Raw genomic sequence first — 15,332 nt, 5'->3', positions numbered from 1 at the left:
TCGACGGACCAGGGCAATCCTTTTGGCTCGACCGGAATAGTTGCGAGTATGGACTGGCCACACGATCCCGACGGCGAGGAGGGCAGCGAGGGACGACGCAAGTACGGCCACGCCGTCCTCGCGAAGAAAGTATCCGAGGAGGACTTCCCGCTGACGGCCACGGAGTACGTCGAACAGTACGGCGATCATCCGGTCCGAATCGACTACGAAACGGTCGTTAGCGTCGCGGACATCTTCGAACACGTCGAGGACGAACAGTTCGAGACGTTCTCCGAGTTCCACAGGGCAGTCGGTCGGGCGATGCGTGAGAACGGCTACTGGCCGTACGAACTCGACCGGGCGTAGTGGATCGACACACCAATATCAGCCGATCCATTACGCACAGACAGTTGTGACGAACACGCAGCTCACCCACATCCAGATCGACAACTACGGTCCCTGGACAGTGACGCCCGAACCGCGCCGGGAAGTCGACCTCCAGACGCTCCAGTCGCGGCTGTACGCCGATCTCGCGCAGTTTTTCGGCAACCGCGGTGGCTACACGTTCTTTACCCGGTTCGACAACATGATCGCCGTCTCGAACGGGTTGACGATGGACGACCACGACATGCTCCAGGAATCGGTCGCCAATCGCTATCCCGTGACGATGAGTCTGAGCGTCGCGACCGGTCAGACGCCCGCGAACGCACTCGAGACCGCGACCGAACAGCTCCAGGACGCTGGCAGTGCCCAGGACAAGTCCCGTCGGGAGATCCTGCGTGGCCGCCACATCGACGACGAATTCCGGACCGACGAGGACCTCCGCATCGCTCACTTCGACGTCAACGACGCGACCGGCAAGTACACCGATCAGCTCAGCGAGTTCGACACGTTCATCCGGATCGAGCAGGGCTACGCATCGCTGATGAAATACATGCGACAGGCCTACGACAGTCTCTCGTTTTTCGTCGGCGGCGACAACATCATCGCGGTCTGTCCGGAGATGGACGCCGAAGACTACCAGGACGCGATCGATCACGTTCGCGACGACGTCGGTGTCGAACTCAAAGTCGGCGTGGGCGAGGGTCGCCGCGCCGACGAGGCCGGCATGGCTGCAAAACACGCCCTCGAAGAGTGTCGAGCGACAGGTGTGGACGTCGAACTGGACTGCTAGGGCGCCTCGAAACCGGATCGATCGTCTGCCTCTGATACGGATTGTTATGGATCCGGCTTAATTCGAACGCTGAAGATCAAATCAGTGAGCGATGTTCGAGTCCGGGCCGGCCGGGACGCAGGCGTCAGACGAGTACAGTGTCAGCGTCGCCCGTGGCAACGTTGAGCATACGTGCGAGAGCACTATAAGCGTACTGCAGGTAGCTTTTAGACGCCGTCGCGCAAAATAGCAGGTATGAACGGTGACGTCACAGTACAGGAGGCGATGACCCGTGACTTCGTGGGGGTGAGTGGTTCGGATAGCATCCGCGATACGGCACAGCTGTTGCTCGAGGAGGACACGCCGGGCGCAGTCGTGCTCAAGGGCCAGGAGCCGATCGGGATCGTCACGGCCGGTGACGCGCTCTCGTGGCTCGTCCGTGGCGGGAGCGCTGACGCGTCCGTGACGGAGTGTATGACCGACACCGTGCCAGAGGTCGCACCCGAGCAGCCGATCGAAGCCGCCGTCGACGAACTGTTCGCCCAGTCGGCGACGCTGCTGGTCGTGACCGACAACGGCGGCAAGCCGCTCGGCGTCCTCACCCAGCGCGACGTGATCGCGGCCACGACCTTCACGCCGACCGATACGGCGACCGACCAGGAGGTCGAACCAGCGCGTCTCGAATCCGAACCACAGGCGCCTGCCGACGCCGACGGCGGCTACAGCGAGCAGGGAATCTGCGAGCGATGCGGCGCGCTCACGTCCGATCTCGTCTCGTTCAACGGCCAGCTTCTCTGTCCGGACTGTCGCGAGGTCTGATGGTAGCGTTCGCCAGCGCGACAGTCGGGCTGTCAGCTCGCCGGCGACGTCACCGATATCCACCATGAGCGATCGGAGTTCCGTCACGGTCGAGCGAGCGACGATGGACGACCTGGACCGGCTGGTCGAGTGCTGGCTCGAACTGGCCGCGGGCCAGCGCGAGTACGGATCACACTTGCAGACGGCCGCCAACCGGAGTCGGATACGGGAATCGTTCGCCAGGCGGATCGCCCGCGAGCAGACACACCTCGCCCGGAGCGGTGACCGGATCGTCGGCTTCGTCACGTTCACGATGGAGGGCAGTACGTTCGCGAAGTCCGTCCGCCGGGGCGTCGTGCAGAACCTCTACGTCGTGCCCGAAATGCGCGGCGAAGGGGTCGGAACACAGCTGCTCGCGGCCGCCGAGCGTGTGCTCGCGGACGCGGGCGCGGACGTAATCTCGCTCGAAGCGATGGCGGACAACGAACCGGCCCGACAGTTCTACCGGGATCGGGGCTATCGCCCCCATCGCGTCACCTTCGAAAAGCCAGTCGAAAGCGATACGCCTTAAACCCTCACCCCACTACCCCCACGTGCGCCAGGGGAGCTTGGGTGGTCCAAGCACCCGACTTGTAATCGGGAGTTCGTGGGTTCAAATCCCACCCCTGGCTCTGTTTCTCGAACGGACGTGAGAGAACGGAGCGAAAAGTGGGATTTGAACCCTGGAAGTCGCAGCGCGCGAACAACGTGAGCGCGAACGTCTTCCTCCGGTTCACAATCCCCACCCCTGGCTCTGTTTCTCGAACGGAGCGAAAAGTGGGATTTGAGCGAGACCGGAAAGGCGCAACGTAGTGAGCATTTCCGGACGTTATTCAAACTCCTACCCCAGGCTTCAGTCATTTTTCTTACATGCCAACAGTATTCAGGTATGTGGCCGCACAGTAGAACGCGTTCGTCGCGGGGATTCATCGTCTAAGGTAATAGAGGTTTCTCCGGCTGTTTCGGCCGCTCAAGGGGGTGCATCGGCGTGAGCTACGCCCCTCGCCTCGAATGTCCGGCCTGCGGGACCGCGATTCCTGCTGATCGGGCCCGCGGCCAGGTCCGCGTCGAGTGTCCCGGCTGTCGTCGCGAGCGGACGCTCGACCAGTTCGTGGAGGTGTCGATCGATGCTTGAGAACAGCGCCAAGCACACGACGATCAACTACTGGATCGTCGAGGAGTGTCGGGGCTGCGGGCGGTCGTATGCCGTCCGTGCGCCGGTCGCCGCCGGCGACGGTGGGTCCGACGTCCGGACAAAGTGCCGCTGCGGGACGACGAACCCGACCGATGTCGGCGTCACCGAACCCGAACAGATCGCGGAGGTGGTCGGGCGATGAGCTATCGTCGACGTCGCAGATCTCGTCGATCTCGTCGATCACCCGTGATGACGAACGCACCAGGCTCGCCTTCATCCTCGTCGTCATCACTGTCACTCTCGTCGCTGCCGAAGATCTCGTCGCCTGAGAGGTTGATCGTAATGCCGGTTCCGCGGATTATTGCAATGATCAGTTCTAATATGCCCATTGCGCCTGGAGTGTCTGGATTCTCCAGAATAAGAGGTGGGGCGTTATAAAAGACGAAGTTGCACGACCGAGCCTCCCTAATCTCTGGTCAATCCGTATTCAGGAGCATAGACGCTCGAAGCGCCGTATTCGCCGGAATAGCAGACGCACCCAAATCACTCAGTAATCCCCGGAGAGGTAGTCGGCCGATGAGCCCCTCCCGCGCCGAACTCGAGGGGGAGCCGCCGGCCTGGGTCCGTGAGCAGGCCAGCGGGCTCGTGGGGGATGTCCCGTGATCAGTGGTAAACGGAATGGGGTGGGGGAAGTGAGGGGTGGTGGCAGGAGACGCCGTGGTCACAGGCCACGTCTGGCTTCCGTCGGGTGGCAACCAGCCGAGGTCAGAAGCCACCCGTCGGGTAATTATCGACGGTGGGTGTATAAACCCATCCGCGAACATATTCAGAGATATGATCAGTCAGTCCTCGACCGGCTCAAGCGTCGCGGCGTCGAGGTCCTCGTCGAGGAAGGCACCACCAAAGAGTGCGCTCAGTGTGGCGTCGAGACCGACAAACCGCTATGGGTGCGTGAACATTCCTGTCCTGCCTGTGGCTTCGAGGCGGACAGAGACGCAAACGCAGCGTGGAACATTCTTCTTCGCGGACTCACCGACCTAGGAGTGGGTCACTCCGAAGGTACGCCTGTGGAGACTGCGCTCCCTGCGAGAACCACCCCGGTTCCTGCAAAGCGCGTCTTGGAAGCAGGAAGCCCCTTCCTCACGGAGCGAGCGGCTACGCCGCGAGTGAGTAGGCAGGGGTAGTTCACTAATTTCGTCGACCCCACGAAGATTGGACACAAGAACGGATTGTCACCAAAACTGTGATCGATCCGATCAGTTCCCTTGCCCGAACAGCGAGTCGGTCTCGAAGACCGCAAGCGTCTCGACCGCAACGGTAACAGCGTCGTCGGACGAGTCGACGGCCAGATCGTCGCCGGTGAACAGATCGGTGGTGTCGACCGACGGCCGAAGCTGGACCTGTCGCGGCTCGGGACCGAAGTTGATCACGACGACGCGCTTCTGGTCGCCGGCCTCGAGGCCGAACGCGAGTACGTCGTCGGTGGCGTCGGTCCGGTAGCCTTCCCGGACCAGGTTCGCGTTCGGGCCGAGGACGTCGGACTCGTGGTAGAAGTCGACCAGGCCGCTGACGAACTCGAGGCGCTCCTCGACGGCCCGACGGGCCTCGGTGTCGGCCTCGTCCGAGTCGTCGACCAGGTCGTCGAGGTCCCAGTTCATGAACGCCCGCTTGTAGGGGTCTTTCTCGAGGTCGTCGAAGCGATCGTCCCGGTCCGCGAAGGGGCTCTCCCGGCGAGTGCCGTACTCGGCGATGAGCCGTTCCTGCCCGTAGTAGAGGAAGGGCACGCCGGGCAGCGTGAACGCGGCCGCCAGCGCGGCACGCTCGGCCTGGGCGGGGTCCTCGCGGTGGCCCTCGGCCTTGGCCTCCCAGTAGATGCGGGACTCGTCGTGGTTCTCGGTCGTGTTGAGGATCCGGCTGTAGGTCGGGAAGCCGTGTTCGTCGCGGGCCTCGATCGCGTCCAGCAGGTCGCTCGGCGGTCGCTCGCCCCGGGCGACGGCGTGAGCGGTGAACATGAACTCGGTCGTGTCGAAGTGCAGATCGAACTCCGACTCGCCCATCGAGGTGAGGTAGGGGACCGACTCGTCGAGCCACATGAACTCGGCGTCCTTCTCGCGGGTGAGCCGCCGGGCCTCCTTCCAGAAGCTGTGGGGGACGCCCCAGGCGATGTCACACCGGAAGGCGTCGACGTACTCCGACCAGAAGTCCACCGCGGCCAGGATGTGCTCCCGGAGCGCGAGGTTGCCGTAGTTGAGGTTGGGCTGCAGGCGGACGTTGAAGAAGCTCGTCTGGGCCGGTGCCACGTCGTGCTCGCTGGCGGTGGTCTGGCGGTCGAACCAGTCGAAGTACTTCGAGTCGGTGTTCCAGGCCTCCACGTCGGGGAACGCGTAGGGATCCTCGGGCTGTTCGCCCAGCTGTGCGATGGTGTCCTGCCACTTCTCGTTGGTCCACCCGCAGTGGTTGACCACGAGGTCGAAACAGACGCGGATGTCTGCCTCGTGGCAGGCGTCGACGAACGCCTCGAAGTCTTCCAGGGTGCCCAGATCGTCGGCCACGTCGAAGTAGTCGCCGGTACTGTAGCCGTGAGGGCCGCCGGGGGGCGTGTCGATCTCCGCGCTCCAGGCGGGGACGATCGGCGTCAGCCAGACGATGTCGACGCCCAGACCAGCGAGGTAGTCGACCTTCTCCGTCAGGTACTGGAAGTCGGCCTCGCCGTCCTCGCTCGCGAACGACCGCGGGAAGATCTCGTACATCACGGCGTCGTCCAGCCATTCCGGCGGACGGTTTGGATACTCGATCTCACCGTCGGGACGGAGGACGATCTCGTCGGTCGCACCTACCCGGACCCCGTCGAAGGGGGCCGCGAACAGGCTCGTCGGCTCGTCGACGGCCTCGACCGGGATCCGGGCGGTCGTGCCCTCGACGACGACGTCCTCGACCGAGAGGGACGCGGCGTCGTGGGGCCGAAACGAGACCGTCAGGTCGTCCTCGACGGCGAAGCTGTCCGAGGCGAGTTCGGGGTTGGACTCGACGACGAATTCGCCGGCGTCGGGATCGAACTCGCCGACGAGTTCGAGACGCGGCGGGCCGCCGACGTCGTTGCCCGCGCCGCCGGCGACCTCGCCCTCGATGTCGAACACCTGGACCTCGTCGTCGCCGCCCGGCGCGGGGAACGCCTCGATGGTCAGCTCGTGAGTCCCGTCGGGGGCATCGAGTTCGAACCGGTAGACTCCGGGGGCGTCGGGCTGGAACTCGACGGTGTTGTGCAGCCCTTCGTCGTACTGGGTGAGGTCGCTGTAGGGCGTCGGCGCGTACTCCAGTCCGGTCGAGCTCCCGTCGGGCTTCGCCACGAGTCGCCACGTGAAGTCGGTCCGGTCGTAGTTGTCCGGATCACGATCGGGCGTCCCCGCGATCGTCGGTGCGAGATTGTCCCGGTCGTACCCGTGGGCCATGTCGACGAAGATCGGATCGACGATCCGCTCGCCGACCTGGACGAACCGCGGCGGACCAGGGTGATGGGTATCAGTATGCGAGTGATCGGTCATGTGTCATCTCCCGTAGCCGAAGCGGCCACGTAACGGTATCAGCGTCGCCCCTCGAAAAAAGTATTCCGTCGATCCATCCCTCGGAAGCACCGCCAGTCGCGATCCGGCGGGGCGGTACTGTCGGTCACGACTCGGCAGGACAGTACCACCAGCAGCGATCCGGCACCGCTATCGCCATAGGGAGGCAGTGTGGGCTGTCACGGGTCGAGTGACAGGATGGGCTGTCGCGGCTGGGGCGGCAGTGTGGGCCGTCGCAGGTGGGAGGCAGCGTGGGCTGTCACAGATGGGAGGCAGTGTGGGCTGTTGCGATGAGGTGACAGTCCGGACTGCCGCCAGCCGAATCTATTTTCGTCTGGCTGCCGACGATACGGACATGAGCGACACACTGTCCGACGAGGAGATAGACCGCCAGCTACCGGACGGATGGGAACAGGACGGCGAAGAGATCGTCCGGACGTTCGAGTTCGACTCGTATCTCCCGGGCGTGGGATTCGCCTCCGGGGTCGCCGGCCTCGCCGAGGCGGCCTGGCACCATCCCGAGATCACCATCACCTGGGGCGAGGTGGAGGTCCGACTGACCACCCACGACGCGGGCGGAATCACCGAAAAAGACATAGACCTCGCAGCGCGCTGCAACGAGATCTACGAGTAGCCGACCGTGTGCGCCGTCGAGCCGGCGCAGGCAGGGGACCAGTAGACCAGTACGGGGCGTGGAAGTACTGCATCATGACGGGCTCGCCTGCTGCGACGACAGGTGAACTCCCTGCCGATCCGAAGCCGAGTGCACCGAGCGCTGCCGCTCCGATTCCTTTCAGTACGCTATTCCTGCTCGTTCGGGGAGTATCGCGCAGGAATAGTCTACCTCACGACGTGACACCGATTGTTCCCCGGTGACACGTCCCTCGGTGCCAATACCTTAATTATTAAATCTTATGACTTAGGAAGGGATCGTCATACAAACTTTACAACAGGGTGGCTCGTCGCGGACTCCTCGCCTTGTCGAGGACCTCGTGCTTAAGACTGCGGACGCGCACGGAGTGTACATGGAGAACGAAACCACGAAGGACCCGGACCTCAGGAGTAGCGAGGTCACGGAGGGGACAGAACGCGCACCGCATCGGGCGATGTTCCGCGCGATGGGCTACGACGACGAGGACCTCTCCTCGCCGATGGTCGGGATCGCCAACCCGGCAGCGGACATCACGCCGTGTAACGTCCATCTCGACGAGGTCGCCGAATCGGCCTACGAAGGGATCGACGAGTCCGGCGGCATGCCGATCGAGTTCGGAACGATCACCGTCTCCGATGCGATCTCGATGGGGACCGAGGGAATGAAAGCGTCGCTGATCTCCCGGGAGATGATCGCCGACTCGGTCGAACTGGTGAGCTTCGCCGAGCGGATGGACGGCCTGGTGACGATCGGCGGCTGTGACAAGAACATGCCGGGGATGATGATGGCCTCGATCCGGACGGATCTCCCCTCGGTGTTCCTCTACGGCGGGTCGATCATGCCCGGCGATCACGACGGCCGCGAGGTGACGATCCAGAACGTCTTCGAGGGCGTCGGTGCGGTCGCGCAGGGCGAGATGTCCGAGGAGGAACTCGACGAGATGGAACGCCACGCCTGCCCCGGTGCCGGCTCCTGTGGCGGGATGTTCACGGCCAACACGATGGCCTCGATCTCCGAGGCGCTCGGGTTCGCGCCGCTGGGTAGCGCCGCGCCGCCGGCCGAAGAGTGGTCGCGATACACGGTCGCCCGCGAGAGCGGCGAACTTGCCGTCGAGGTCGTCCAGGAGCAGCGCCGCCCCTCGGACTTTCTCAGCGAGGCGAGCTTCGAGAACGCCATCGCCCTGCAGGTCGCGATCGGCGGTTCGACCAACGCCGTGTTGCACCTGCTCGCGATGGCCGCCGAGGCGGACGTCGACCTCGACATCGAGGACTTCAACCGGATCAGCGCACGCACCCCAAAGATCGCCGACTTCCAGCCCGGCGGTGAGCGAGTGATGAACGACCTCCACGAGGTCGGCGGCGTCCCGGTCGTGCTGCAGGCCCTGCACGACGCGGACCTGGTCGACGGCGACGCCCTGACGGTCACGGGCAACACGATCGGGGAGGAACTGGCCGCGATGGAACTGCCGACGATCGAGGAACTCGACGTCGAGTACCTCCGACCGGTCGAGGATCCGTTCCACGAGCGCGGTGCCATCCGTATCCTCTCGGGTAACCTCGCGCCCCACGGTGCGGTCATCAAGATCACCGGGTCGGACCACCTCCACCACGAGGGGCCGGTCAGAGTCTTCGAGGAGGAATCCGAGGCGATGGAATACGTCCAGGAAGGGCACGTCGAGTCCGGTGACGCGATCGTCATCCGCAACGAGGGACCCCGCGGGGGCCCCGGGATGCGGGAGATGCTCGGCGTCACCTCGGCGGTCGCCGGCCAGGGACACGCCGAGGACGTGGCACTGCTGACCGACGGACGGTTCTCGGGTGCGACTCGCGGCTTCTCGATCGGCCACGTCGCGCCCGAGGCGTACGTCGGCGGCCCCATCGCCGCACTCGAGGACGGCGATCGGATCACGATCGACATCGACGACCTCGAACTGTCGATCGACCTGAGCGACGAGGAGATCGAACGCCGGCTCGAAGCGCGTGACGAACCGGAACCGAACTACGAGGGCGGCTTCCTGGCGAAGTACCATCGGGACTTCGGCTCCGCGGCGAACGGTGCGGTGACGAACCCGGCAGCGAAGTGGGAGTGACCCGAGCAGCACGCACGGGTAGCCGGATTTCTCGATAGAAGATCACCGGTAATACTCGGTCTGTGTTCGGATTTGAGAAGAGTTAAATCCGGACTGGGGCAAAGCCCCGATGTGCAACCGAACCAGTGGGTCATGGCGGCTATCGTGGGACTTCCGTTCCTCGCCGCAGCCCTGACGCCGCTCGTCTATCGGCTGCTCGGCGAGCGAACTGCCTACGCTTCCGCAGCGGTTGCGGCTGTCTCGTTCGTGCTCGTCGGTCAGCTGGCGATAACCGACGCGAGAGGGCTCGTCTCCTGGACGTGGATCGACGCGCCCGGATTCGACGTGGCGCTGTCGTTTTACGTCGACGGGCTCTCGCTTCTGATCGGCTTTCTGGCCAGCGGAATCGGCATCCTGATCCTCACCTATTCCGGCGGGTACATGCACGAGGAGCCGGGGAAGATGAAGTTCTACGCCACGTTGCTCGCGTTCATGGGATCGATGCTCGGCGTGGCGTTCGCTGCCGACCTCATCGTCCTCTTCGTCTTCTGGGAGCTCACCAGCATCTCCTCGTTCATCCTGATCGGTCACTATACCGGCGAGACGTCCTCGCAGTACGCCGCCCGCAAGTCGATGCTCATCACGGTCGCGGGCGGGCTGTTCATGTTACTCGGGTTTCTGCTCGTTGCCGGCGAGGGCGGGACCTTCCAGCTGCTCGGGACGGACCAGGCGCTGATCGCGCAGGCCGAATCGATCCGCGAGGGGCTCCGTGCGGACGGGCTGTTCGTGCCCGCGCTCGTGTTGATCGGCATCGGAGCCGCCGCCAAATCCGCGCAGGTCCCGCTTCACATCTGGCTGCCGAACGCGATGGAGGCACCGACGCCGGTTTCGGCGTTTCTGCACTCGGCGACGATGGTCAAGGCGGGCGTCTATCTCGTCGGACGCTTCCGGCCGCTTCTGGTCTCCGACGAGTGGCAACTGCTGTTCGTCACGATGGGACTGGTGACGATGACCGTCGCGGCGATCCTGGCTGTCGGAGCGAGCGATATCAAGGAACTGCTGGCCTACTCGACGGCGTCACACCTGGGACTGATAATCGCCGGGTTCGGCGTCATCGGAGCCGGAGCGAACACGTACGGGGCCGAGACCGGAGCGTTCCACATCCTCAACCACGCGGCGTTCAAGGCCGCACTCTTCCTCGTGGCCGGGATCATCGCACACGAGGCCGGGACCCGGATGATCGACGATCTCGGCGGGCTGTGGCGTGAGCTGCCGATCGCCGCCGCCGTCACGGTCGTCGCCGCGCTCGGGATGGCCGGCGTCCCCCCGTTCAACGGCTTTTACTCCAAGGAGTTCCTCTTCGAGGCGACCTACGAACTCGCACACGCTTCGGGCGGACTGTGGTGGATCCTGCCGGCGGTCGCCGTCTTCGGGAGCGTGTTCACGTTCCTGTATTCGATCCGGTTTCTGATGCTGTTCTTCGGCGAGAAGCCCGACGCGCTGGGCCACGTGCATGCGCCACCGTGGTCGATGCGGCTTCCGGCAGTCGTGCTGGCCGTCGTCGCCGGGATCATCGGGATCGGGGGCATAACCGGGGCAGCCGGCGTCCACATCGAGCCGCTCGAGGCGTTCGTGAGCCAGGTCGTCGACGCGACGGCGATCGAGCACGGCGGCGAGCACGGCGCGCACTTCGAGTACTATCTGCCGACCGAACTCACGGTTCCCGTGCTAATGAGCGCAACGACGATCGGACTCGGCGCCGTCGTTTATCCGTTCTACGGCCAGCTCCGGGACACGATAGTCCGGCTTCGTTCGGTTCCGGTCCTCAGCGCGAACTGGTACTACGATTCGGCCGTCGACGGCCTCGATCGCTCGAGAGTGGTCGAATCGACGATTCAGACGGGACTGTTGCGCACCTACGCGCTGGTGTTGCTACTCGCTGTAAGTGTGATGACCCTGTTCGCGTACGCTGCGACAGCTGTCGGACTCCCCTCCTTTAGCGGTATCGTGAGCCCGGTTCCGATGGTGATCGTCCTCGGCGTCGCGGTCGTGGCCGCGTTCGCGGTCACGCGAGCCCCGTCGCACGTCGCAGGGGTGCTGACCCTCTCGATCCTGGGATTCATGGTTGCGATCTTCTACATCCTGGGGGACGCGCCCGACCTGGCGCTGACGCAGTTGCTCATCGAGACGCTGGTGCTCGTGCTCTTCCTGCTGGTGCTGGACAAGCTCCCCCCGTTCTACGGCGAGGCACGTCGGTCGATCCTCGCCCGCGACGCGATCGCGTCGGGGATCGTCGGTATCACGGTCTTTGTGACCGTGCTGGTCACGACGGCCGCGAACCCTGAGAACAGGATCGCGAACTTCTTCCTCGAACGCGGTGGCGTCCCGGCCGAACACGGTACGTGGATTCTCGATTACGGCGGCGGGGCCAACATCGTGAACGTCATCCTCGTCGACTTCCGCGCGTTCGATACGCTGGGCGAGATTTCGGTGATCGCGATGGCCGCGCTGTCCGTCATCGCGCTGATCGCGATGCGCGAACGAGGTGAGACACAGTGACAGAGAACGAACCGACGGTTATCGCCCGCACAGTCGTTCGGATCGTCGTCCCCATCATCCTGGTGACAGCCATCACGCTGCTGTTGCAGGGACACAACGCCCCCGGTGGCGGGTTCATCGGCGGCGTCCTGACCGCCGTCGCGTTCGCGCTCATCTACATCATCTACGGCCTGGATTACTTCGAGACGGAGATTCTCGGTCGCACGGCTCTGCCACGGGCGCTCCCGGGTGAGCCGGTCGAAGACGAGACACAGCAGCGCCCCGGCGTGACCAAGGAGTTCAGCGAAGTGCTGGCGATCGGGCTGGCCATCGCTGCTGGTGGCGGAATCGCCGCGATCGCGCTCGGATACCCGTTCCTCAGCCAGGCCGTCGCGTTCGTCGAGGGGATCCCGCTGTTTCACGAGATCGAGGTCGCCTCGGCGCTGGTGTTCGACCTCGGCGTCTACTTCGTCGTCGTCGGTGGATTGCTGACGATCGTCGCGGTGGTGGGTGCGGAATGATGGGGAGCGTTCTTGCTGCCGGCGGCGAGGCCGGGGCCTACGTCCCGGCCCGGGAGCCACAGTTCGTGCTGGCAGTCGTGCTCGGACTGCTGTTCGCGCTGGGGACGTTTCTGGTCCTCCGGCGTGACATCGTCCGGGTCGTCTGGGGAATCACGATCCTCAGCCAGGCGGCGAACGTCTATCTCGTGACGATGGGCGGGCTCGCCGGATCGGTCCCGTTCGTCGGCCACGGGGATCACGGCGCGACGGCGACGACCGATCCGCTCGTCCAGGCGCTCGTGCTGACGGCGATCGTCATCGGGTTCGGGACAACCGCGTTCGCGCTGGTGCTGACCTACCGGGTGTACGAAGAACACGGAACCATCGACCTTACTGAGATAGGTGATACCCATGAGTAACGTCGTCATTGCGCCGATGCTGGTCGCACTGGTTACGGCCATTCTGACGCTCGTCACGCGCGCTCGTCCGCGGCTGCAACGGACCGTCAGCCTCTTCGGCGGCGGCGGGTACGTCGTCGCCGTCGGGGTGCTCACGTGGCGGGTCTTCTCGGGACCGGTACTGACCTATCAGCTCTCGGGCTGGACGGCACCGTACGGGATCACGCTCGTCGCCGACCAGCTCGCGGCGTTCATGCTCGCGATGAGTGCCGTCGTCACGATCGCAGCACTCGCGTTCTCGACGGACTACATCGAGGCGTTCGGACAGCAGATCGTCTACCATCCGCTGTTCCACCTCATGGTCGTCGGCGTGACTGGTGCGTTCCTCACGGGCGACATCTTCAACCTCTTCGTGTGGTTCGAAGTGATGCTCATGCCGAGTTACGTGCTCGTTGTCTTTTACAGCGGCCCGGATCACACCAGAGCGGCCCTGCAGTATACGGTCCTGAACCTGATCGGCAGTGCCGTGATGCTGCTGGCGATCGGTGGCATCTACGCCACGACCGGGACGCTCAACATGGCCGATCTGGCCGTCAGGCTGTCCAATCCAGAGGCGTTCGGTATCACCGTCGGGCCGGTCGTCGGGCTCGCAGCACTGCTGTTTGCTGTGTTCGCACTCAAGGCCGGGATCGTGCCGTTCCACTTCTGGGTGCCCAGCGCCTACGAGGCGGCACCCGCACCGGTCTCGGCGATGCTGGCTGGCGTGACGAAGAAGGTCGGCGTCTACGCGATTATCCGACTACTCTTTACAGTCTTCGGAGCCGCACAGCTGGATCTCGGACCGTTCGGCGACGGATCGATGCTGCTTTTCTTCGGACCGATACTGCTCGTGATGGCGATCGCGAGCGCGTTCCTCGGCGGGTTCGGCGCCGTCGGCCAGTCGAACCTGGACCGCCTGCTGGCGTACTCCTCGATCGCACAGGTCGGATTCATCGTACTCCCGCTGGCGATCGTCGCGACGATTCCGCTCACAGACGGCGGGACAGTGGCCGTCCTCGGCGGTGAATTCACCGTCCCGACGGGGGCTGGAACGGACGGGCTGCGCGTGCTGGGGATCGTCGCCGCGTTGCTGTACGCGCTGAACCACGCCGTCGCGAAGTCGCTTCTGTTCCTGGTGAGCGGCACGATCAACGCCGCTGTCGGGACGATCGAGACAGACGAACTCGGCGGGTTGACGCGCAGTCGGCCCTACCTCTCGGGTGCGTTCCTGATCGGCGGCCTGAGCCTCGTCGGTATCCCACCGCTGATGGGCTTTTTCGGCAAGCTCACGGTGTTCGACACGGCAGCGACCGCGATGGCCACGAACGGTACCGTCGGCGAGATCGCCGCAGTCACCGCGCTCGGCGGTGCGATCCTCACGATCGCGTACGTCTCGAAGGCCTGGAACGACGCCTTCTGGGGCACAGAAAGCATGGCTGTCGTGCGGGCGACGGCCCAGCCCCTCGCATTGCTGTCGATCGTGGTCGTGCTCGCGCTCGTGCTGGTCGTCCTCGGAATCGGCCTCGATCCGGTCTACGAGGGCGCACACGGGGCCGCCAGCGCGGCGCTCGACCGCGGCGCATACATCGATGCCGTCGGCCCGAGTTACGCGGAGGTGCAATCATGAAACGCTGGCCAGTCATCGGGCTGACGCTTGCCGTCCTGTGGCTGTTCGTCAACGGGGCAACGCTCACGCCGACCGGGGTCGCGACGACGCTGCTGGTCGGATCGCTCGTCGGATTCCCGATCGCGTACCTCCTCCGGCGGTTCTACGCCGCCGAGATGAACGTTCGCGGCGGACTGGTGGCCGCTCCGTTCGGGGTGCTGTACGTGCTGCTGTTCGTCCGCGAGCTGCTGGTCGCGAATCTGGACGTCGCCTGGCGCGTGCTGTCGCCGTCGATGCCGATCAAACCGGACGTCGTCGAGGTGCCGCTGCGCGTGGAGTCCGACCTCGCCGTCACGACGATCGCGAACAGTATCACGCTCACCCCGGGAACGCTCACGATGGACTACGACCGCGACCGAAACATGCTGTACGTACACGGGATCACGGGCGCGGACAGGAACGCGGTCCTCGAACCGATCCGGCGCTGGGAGGACTACGCGCTACGGATCTTCGACGAGGAGCGCGGCCCGGACGATCCCGTCCCCGATCCGACCGACATAGACGGAGGTGACCACGATGGCGAGTGAGCTTCCGGCGCTCCTCGATACGGCAGTCTTCGCCGCGCTCGTGCTCGCAAGCGGACTGACGCTACTCGCCGGCTATCGAGTCATCGTCGGGCCGACGACGCCGGACCGCGTGGTCGCGCTGGACACGATCGGGACGAACGTCGTCGCGATCGCCGTCCTCTACGCGCTCCAGACCGGCGAGGGGCTGTTCGTGACCGTGAGTCTCGTCCTCGCGATCATCGGGTTCGTGAGTACGATCGCCGTCGCACGCTTCGTTACGGAGGGTGACATCATCGAATGA

Annotated in this window: 16 protein-coding genes, 1 tRNA gene and 1 pseudogene; 16 read left to right on the top strand and 2 right to left on the bottom strand. The window is 64.6% G+C overall.

What is annotated here, in order from left to right:
* Nucleotides 1-48 precede the first annotated feature (48 nt).
* From OB916_RS00550 to OB916_RS00520, 7 genes are all read left to right on the top strand, one after another.
* Nucleotides 49-345 carry a DUF5785 family protein gene (locus OB916_RS00550; RefSeq protein ID WP_315907325.1) on the top strand — a complete coding sequence of 99 codons (297 nt, stop codon included), beginning with the start codon at nt 49-51 and terminating at the stop codon, nt 343-345.
* 46 nt (nt 346-391) lie between these two features.
* Nucleotides 392-1,153: a GTP cyclohydrolase III gene (locus OB916_RS00545; RefSeq protein WP_315907324.1), complete on the top strand. Its 762-nt coding sequence runs from the start codon at nt 392-394 to the stop codon at nt 1,151-1,153.
* A 234-nt stretch (nt 1,154-1,387) separates the two neighbouring features.
* Entirely contained in the window at nt 1,388-1,951 is a 564-nt protein-coding gene (locus OB916_RS00540) for a CBS domain-containing protein (protein ID WP_315907323.1), read from the top strand.
* Nucleotides 1,952-2,015: 64 nt separating this feature from the next.
* Entirely contained in the window at nt 2,016-2,501 is a 486-nt protein-coding gene (locus tag OB916_RS00535; protein ID WP_315907322.1) for a GNAT family N-acetyltransferase, read from the top strand.
* A gap of 26 nt (nt 2,502-2,527) precedes the next feature.
* Nucleotides 2,528-2,601 (top strand) — tRNA-Thr (locus OB916_RS00530).
* A 356-nt stretch (nt 2,602-2,957) separates the two neighbouring features.
* On the top strand, nt 2,958-3,104 hold the full coding sequence (locus tag OB916_RS00525) for a hypothetical protein (protein ID WP_315907321.1): 147 nt from the start codon (nt 2,958-2,960) through the stop codon (nt 3,102-3,104).
* Complete coding sequence (locus tag OB916_RS00520) at nt 3,097-3,306, top strand: hypothetical protein (protein ID WP_315907320.1); 210 nt, start codon at nt 3,097-3,099, stop codon at nt 3,304-3,306. The genes OB916_RS00525 and OB916_RS00520 overlap by 8 nt, the downstream gene beginning before the upstream one ends.
* Nucleotide 3,307: 1 nt before the next feature.
* Here OB916_RS00520 and OB916_RS00515 read toward each other — a convergent pair whose 3' ends face one another.
* On the bottom strand, nt 3,308-3,493 hold the full coding sequence (locus OB916_RS00515; RefSeq protein ID WP_315907319.1) for a hypothetical protein: 186 nt from the start codon (nt 3,491-3,493) through the stop codon (nt 3,308-3,310).
* Nucleotides 3,494-3,958: 465 nt separating this feature from the next.
* Between OB916_RS00515 and OB916_RS00510 the strand changes: the two are divergent.
* A pseudogene (locus tag OB916_RS00510) lies at nt 3,959-4,288 on the top strand (zinc ribbon domain-containing protein); the annotation flags it as partial.
* 72 nt (nt 4,289-4,360) lie between these two features.
* Here OB916_RS00510 and OB916_RS00505 read toward each other — a convergent pair.
* On the bottom strand, nt 4,361-6,646 hold the full coding sequence (locus OB916_RS00505) for an alpha-amylase family glycosyl hydrolase (protein WP_315907318.1): 2,286 nt from the start codon (nt 6,644-6,646) through the stop codon (nt 4,361-4,363).
* Nucleotides 6,647-7,019: 373 nt separating this feature from the next.
* Here OB916_RS00505 and OB916_RS00500 point away from each other — a divergent pair, with 373 nt between their 5' ends.
* The 8 genes from OB916_RS00500 (at nt 7,020) to OB916_RS00465 (ending at nt 15,332) form a co-directional block, all read left to right on the top strand.
* Nucleotides 7,020-7,298: a 4a-hydroxytetrahydrobiopterin dehydratase gene (locus tag OB916_RS00500; RefSeq protein WP_315907317.1), complete on the top strand. Its 279-nt coding sequence runs from the start codon at nt 7,020-7,022 to the stop codon at nt 7,296-7,298.
* Between the two features lie 391 nt (nt 7,299-7,689).
* Complete coding sequence (ilvD, locus tag OB916_RS00495) at nt 7,690-9,405, top strand: dihydroxy-acid dehydratase (RefSeq protein WP_315907316.1); 1,716 nt, start codon at nt 7,690-7,692, stop codon at nt 9,403-9,405.
* A gap of 111 nt (nt 9,406-9,516) precedes the next feature.
* Nucleotides 9,517-11,943 (top strand): hydrogen gas-evolving membrane-bound hydrogenase subunit E, encoded by a 2,427-nt coding sequence (gene mbhE, locus OB916_RS00490; protein WP_390884000.1) that lies wholly within the window; start codon nt 9,517-9,519, stop codon nt 11,941-11,943.
* A complete protein-coding gene (locus OB916_RS00485; protein WP_315907315.1) occupies nt 11,940-12,443 on the top strand; it encodes an MnhB domain-containing protein in 504 nt (167 codons plus the stop codon). Before mbhE ends, OB916_RS00485 begins: the two co-directional genes overlap by 4 nt.
* Nucleotides 12,443-12,841 carry a sodium:proton antiporter gene (locus tag OB916_RS00480; protein ID WP_315907797.1) on the top strand — a complete coding sequence of 133 codons (399 nt, stop codon included), beginning with the start codon at nt 12,443-12,445 and terminating at the stop codon, nt 12,839-12,841. Before OB916_RS00485 ends, OB916_RS00480 begins: the two co-directional genes overlap by 1 nt.
* On the top strand, nt 12,834-14,486 hold the full coding sequence (locus OB916_RS00475) for a complex I subunit 5 family protein (RefSeq protein ID WP_315907314.1): 1,653 nt from the start codon (nt 12,834-12,836) through the stop codon (nt 14,484-14,486). Before OB916_RS00480 ends, OB916_RS00475 begins: the two co-directional genes overlap by 8 nt.
* Nucleotides 14,483-15,052: a Na+/H+ antiporter subunit E gene (locus OB916_RS00470; RefSeq protein ID WP_315907313.1), complete on the top strand. Its 570-nt coding sequence runs from the start codon at nt 14,483-14,485 to the stop codon at nt 15,050-15,052. The genes OB916_RS00475 and OB916_RS00470 overlap by 4 nt, the downstream gene beginning before the upstream one ends.
* Nucleotides 15,042-15,332: a monovalent cation/H+ antiporter complex subunit F gene (locus OB916_RS00465; protein ID WP_315907312.1), complete on the top strand. Its 291-nt coding sequence runs from the start codon at nt 15,042-15,044 to the stop codon at nt 15,330-15,332. Before OB916_RS00470 ends, OB916_RS00465 begins: the two co-directional genes overlap by 11 nt.

The organism is Halapricum hydrolyticum (genome assembly GCF_025517535.1).
Lineage (GTDB): Archaea > Halobacteriota > Halobacteria > Halobacteriales > Haloarculaceae > Halapricum > Halapricum hydrolyticum.
The sequence above is the reverse complement of the archived record's forward strand: the minus strand, read 5'-3'. Positions and strand labels throughout refer to the sequence as shown.

Excerpts from the sequence above, each read along its gene's own strand:
- OB916_RS00550 (WP_315907325.1), top strand. The coding sequence starts at position 49 with ATGGACTGGCCACACGATCCCGACGGCGAGGAGGGCAGCGAGGGACGA.
- OB916_RS00540 (WP_315907323.1), top strand. The coding sequence starts at position 1,388 with ATGAACGGTGACGTCACAGTACAGGAGGCGATGACCCGTGACTTCGTG.
- OB916_RS00535 (WP_315907322.1), top strand. The coding sequence starts at position 2,016 with ATGAGCGATCGGAGTTCCGTCACGGTCGAGCGAGCGACGATGGACGAC.
- OB916_RS00520 (WP_315907320.1), top strand. The coding sequence starts at position 3,097 with ATGCTTGAGAACAGCGCCAAGCACACGACGATCAACTACTGGATCGTC.
- OB916_RS00515 (WP_315907319.1), bottom strand. The coding sequence starts at position 3,493 with ATGGGCATATTAGAACTGATCATTGCAATAATCCGCGGAACCGGCATT.
- OB916_RS00505 (WP_315907318.1), bottom strand. The coding sequence starts at position 6,646 with ATGACCGATCACTCGCATACTGATACCCATCACCCTGGTCCGCCGCGG.
- OB916_RS00500 (WP_315907317.1), top strand. The coding sequence starts at position 7,020 with ATGAGCGACACACTGTCCGACGAGGAGATAGACCGCCAGCTACCGGAC.
- ilvD (WP_315907316.1), top strand. The coding sequence starts at position 7,690 with ATGGAGAACGAAACCACGAAGGACCCGGACCTCAGGAGTAGCGAGGTC.
- OB916_RS00480 (WP_315907797.1), top strand. The coding sequence starts at position 12,443 with ATGGGGAGCGTTCTTGCTGCCGGCGGCGAGGCCGGGGCCTACGTCCCG.
- OB916_RS00475 (WP_315907314.1), top strand. The coding sequence starts at position 12,834 with ATGAGTAACGTCGTCATTGCGCCGATGCTGGTCGCACTGGTTACGGCC.
- OB916_RS00470 (WP_315907313.1), top strand. The coding sequence starts at position 14,483 with ATGAAACGCTGGCCAGTCATCGGGCTGACGCTTGCCGTCCTGTGGCTG.
- OB916_RS00465 (WP_315907312.1), top strand. The coding sequence starts at position 15,042 with ATGGCGAGTGAGCTTCCGGCGCTCCTCGATACGGCAGTCTTCGCCGCG.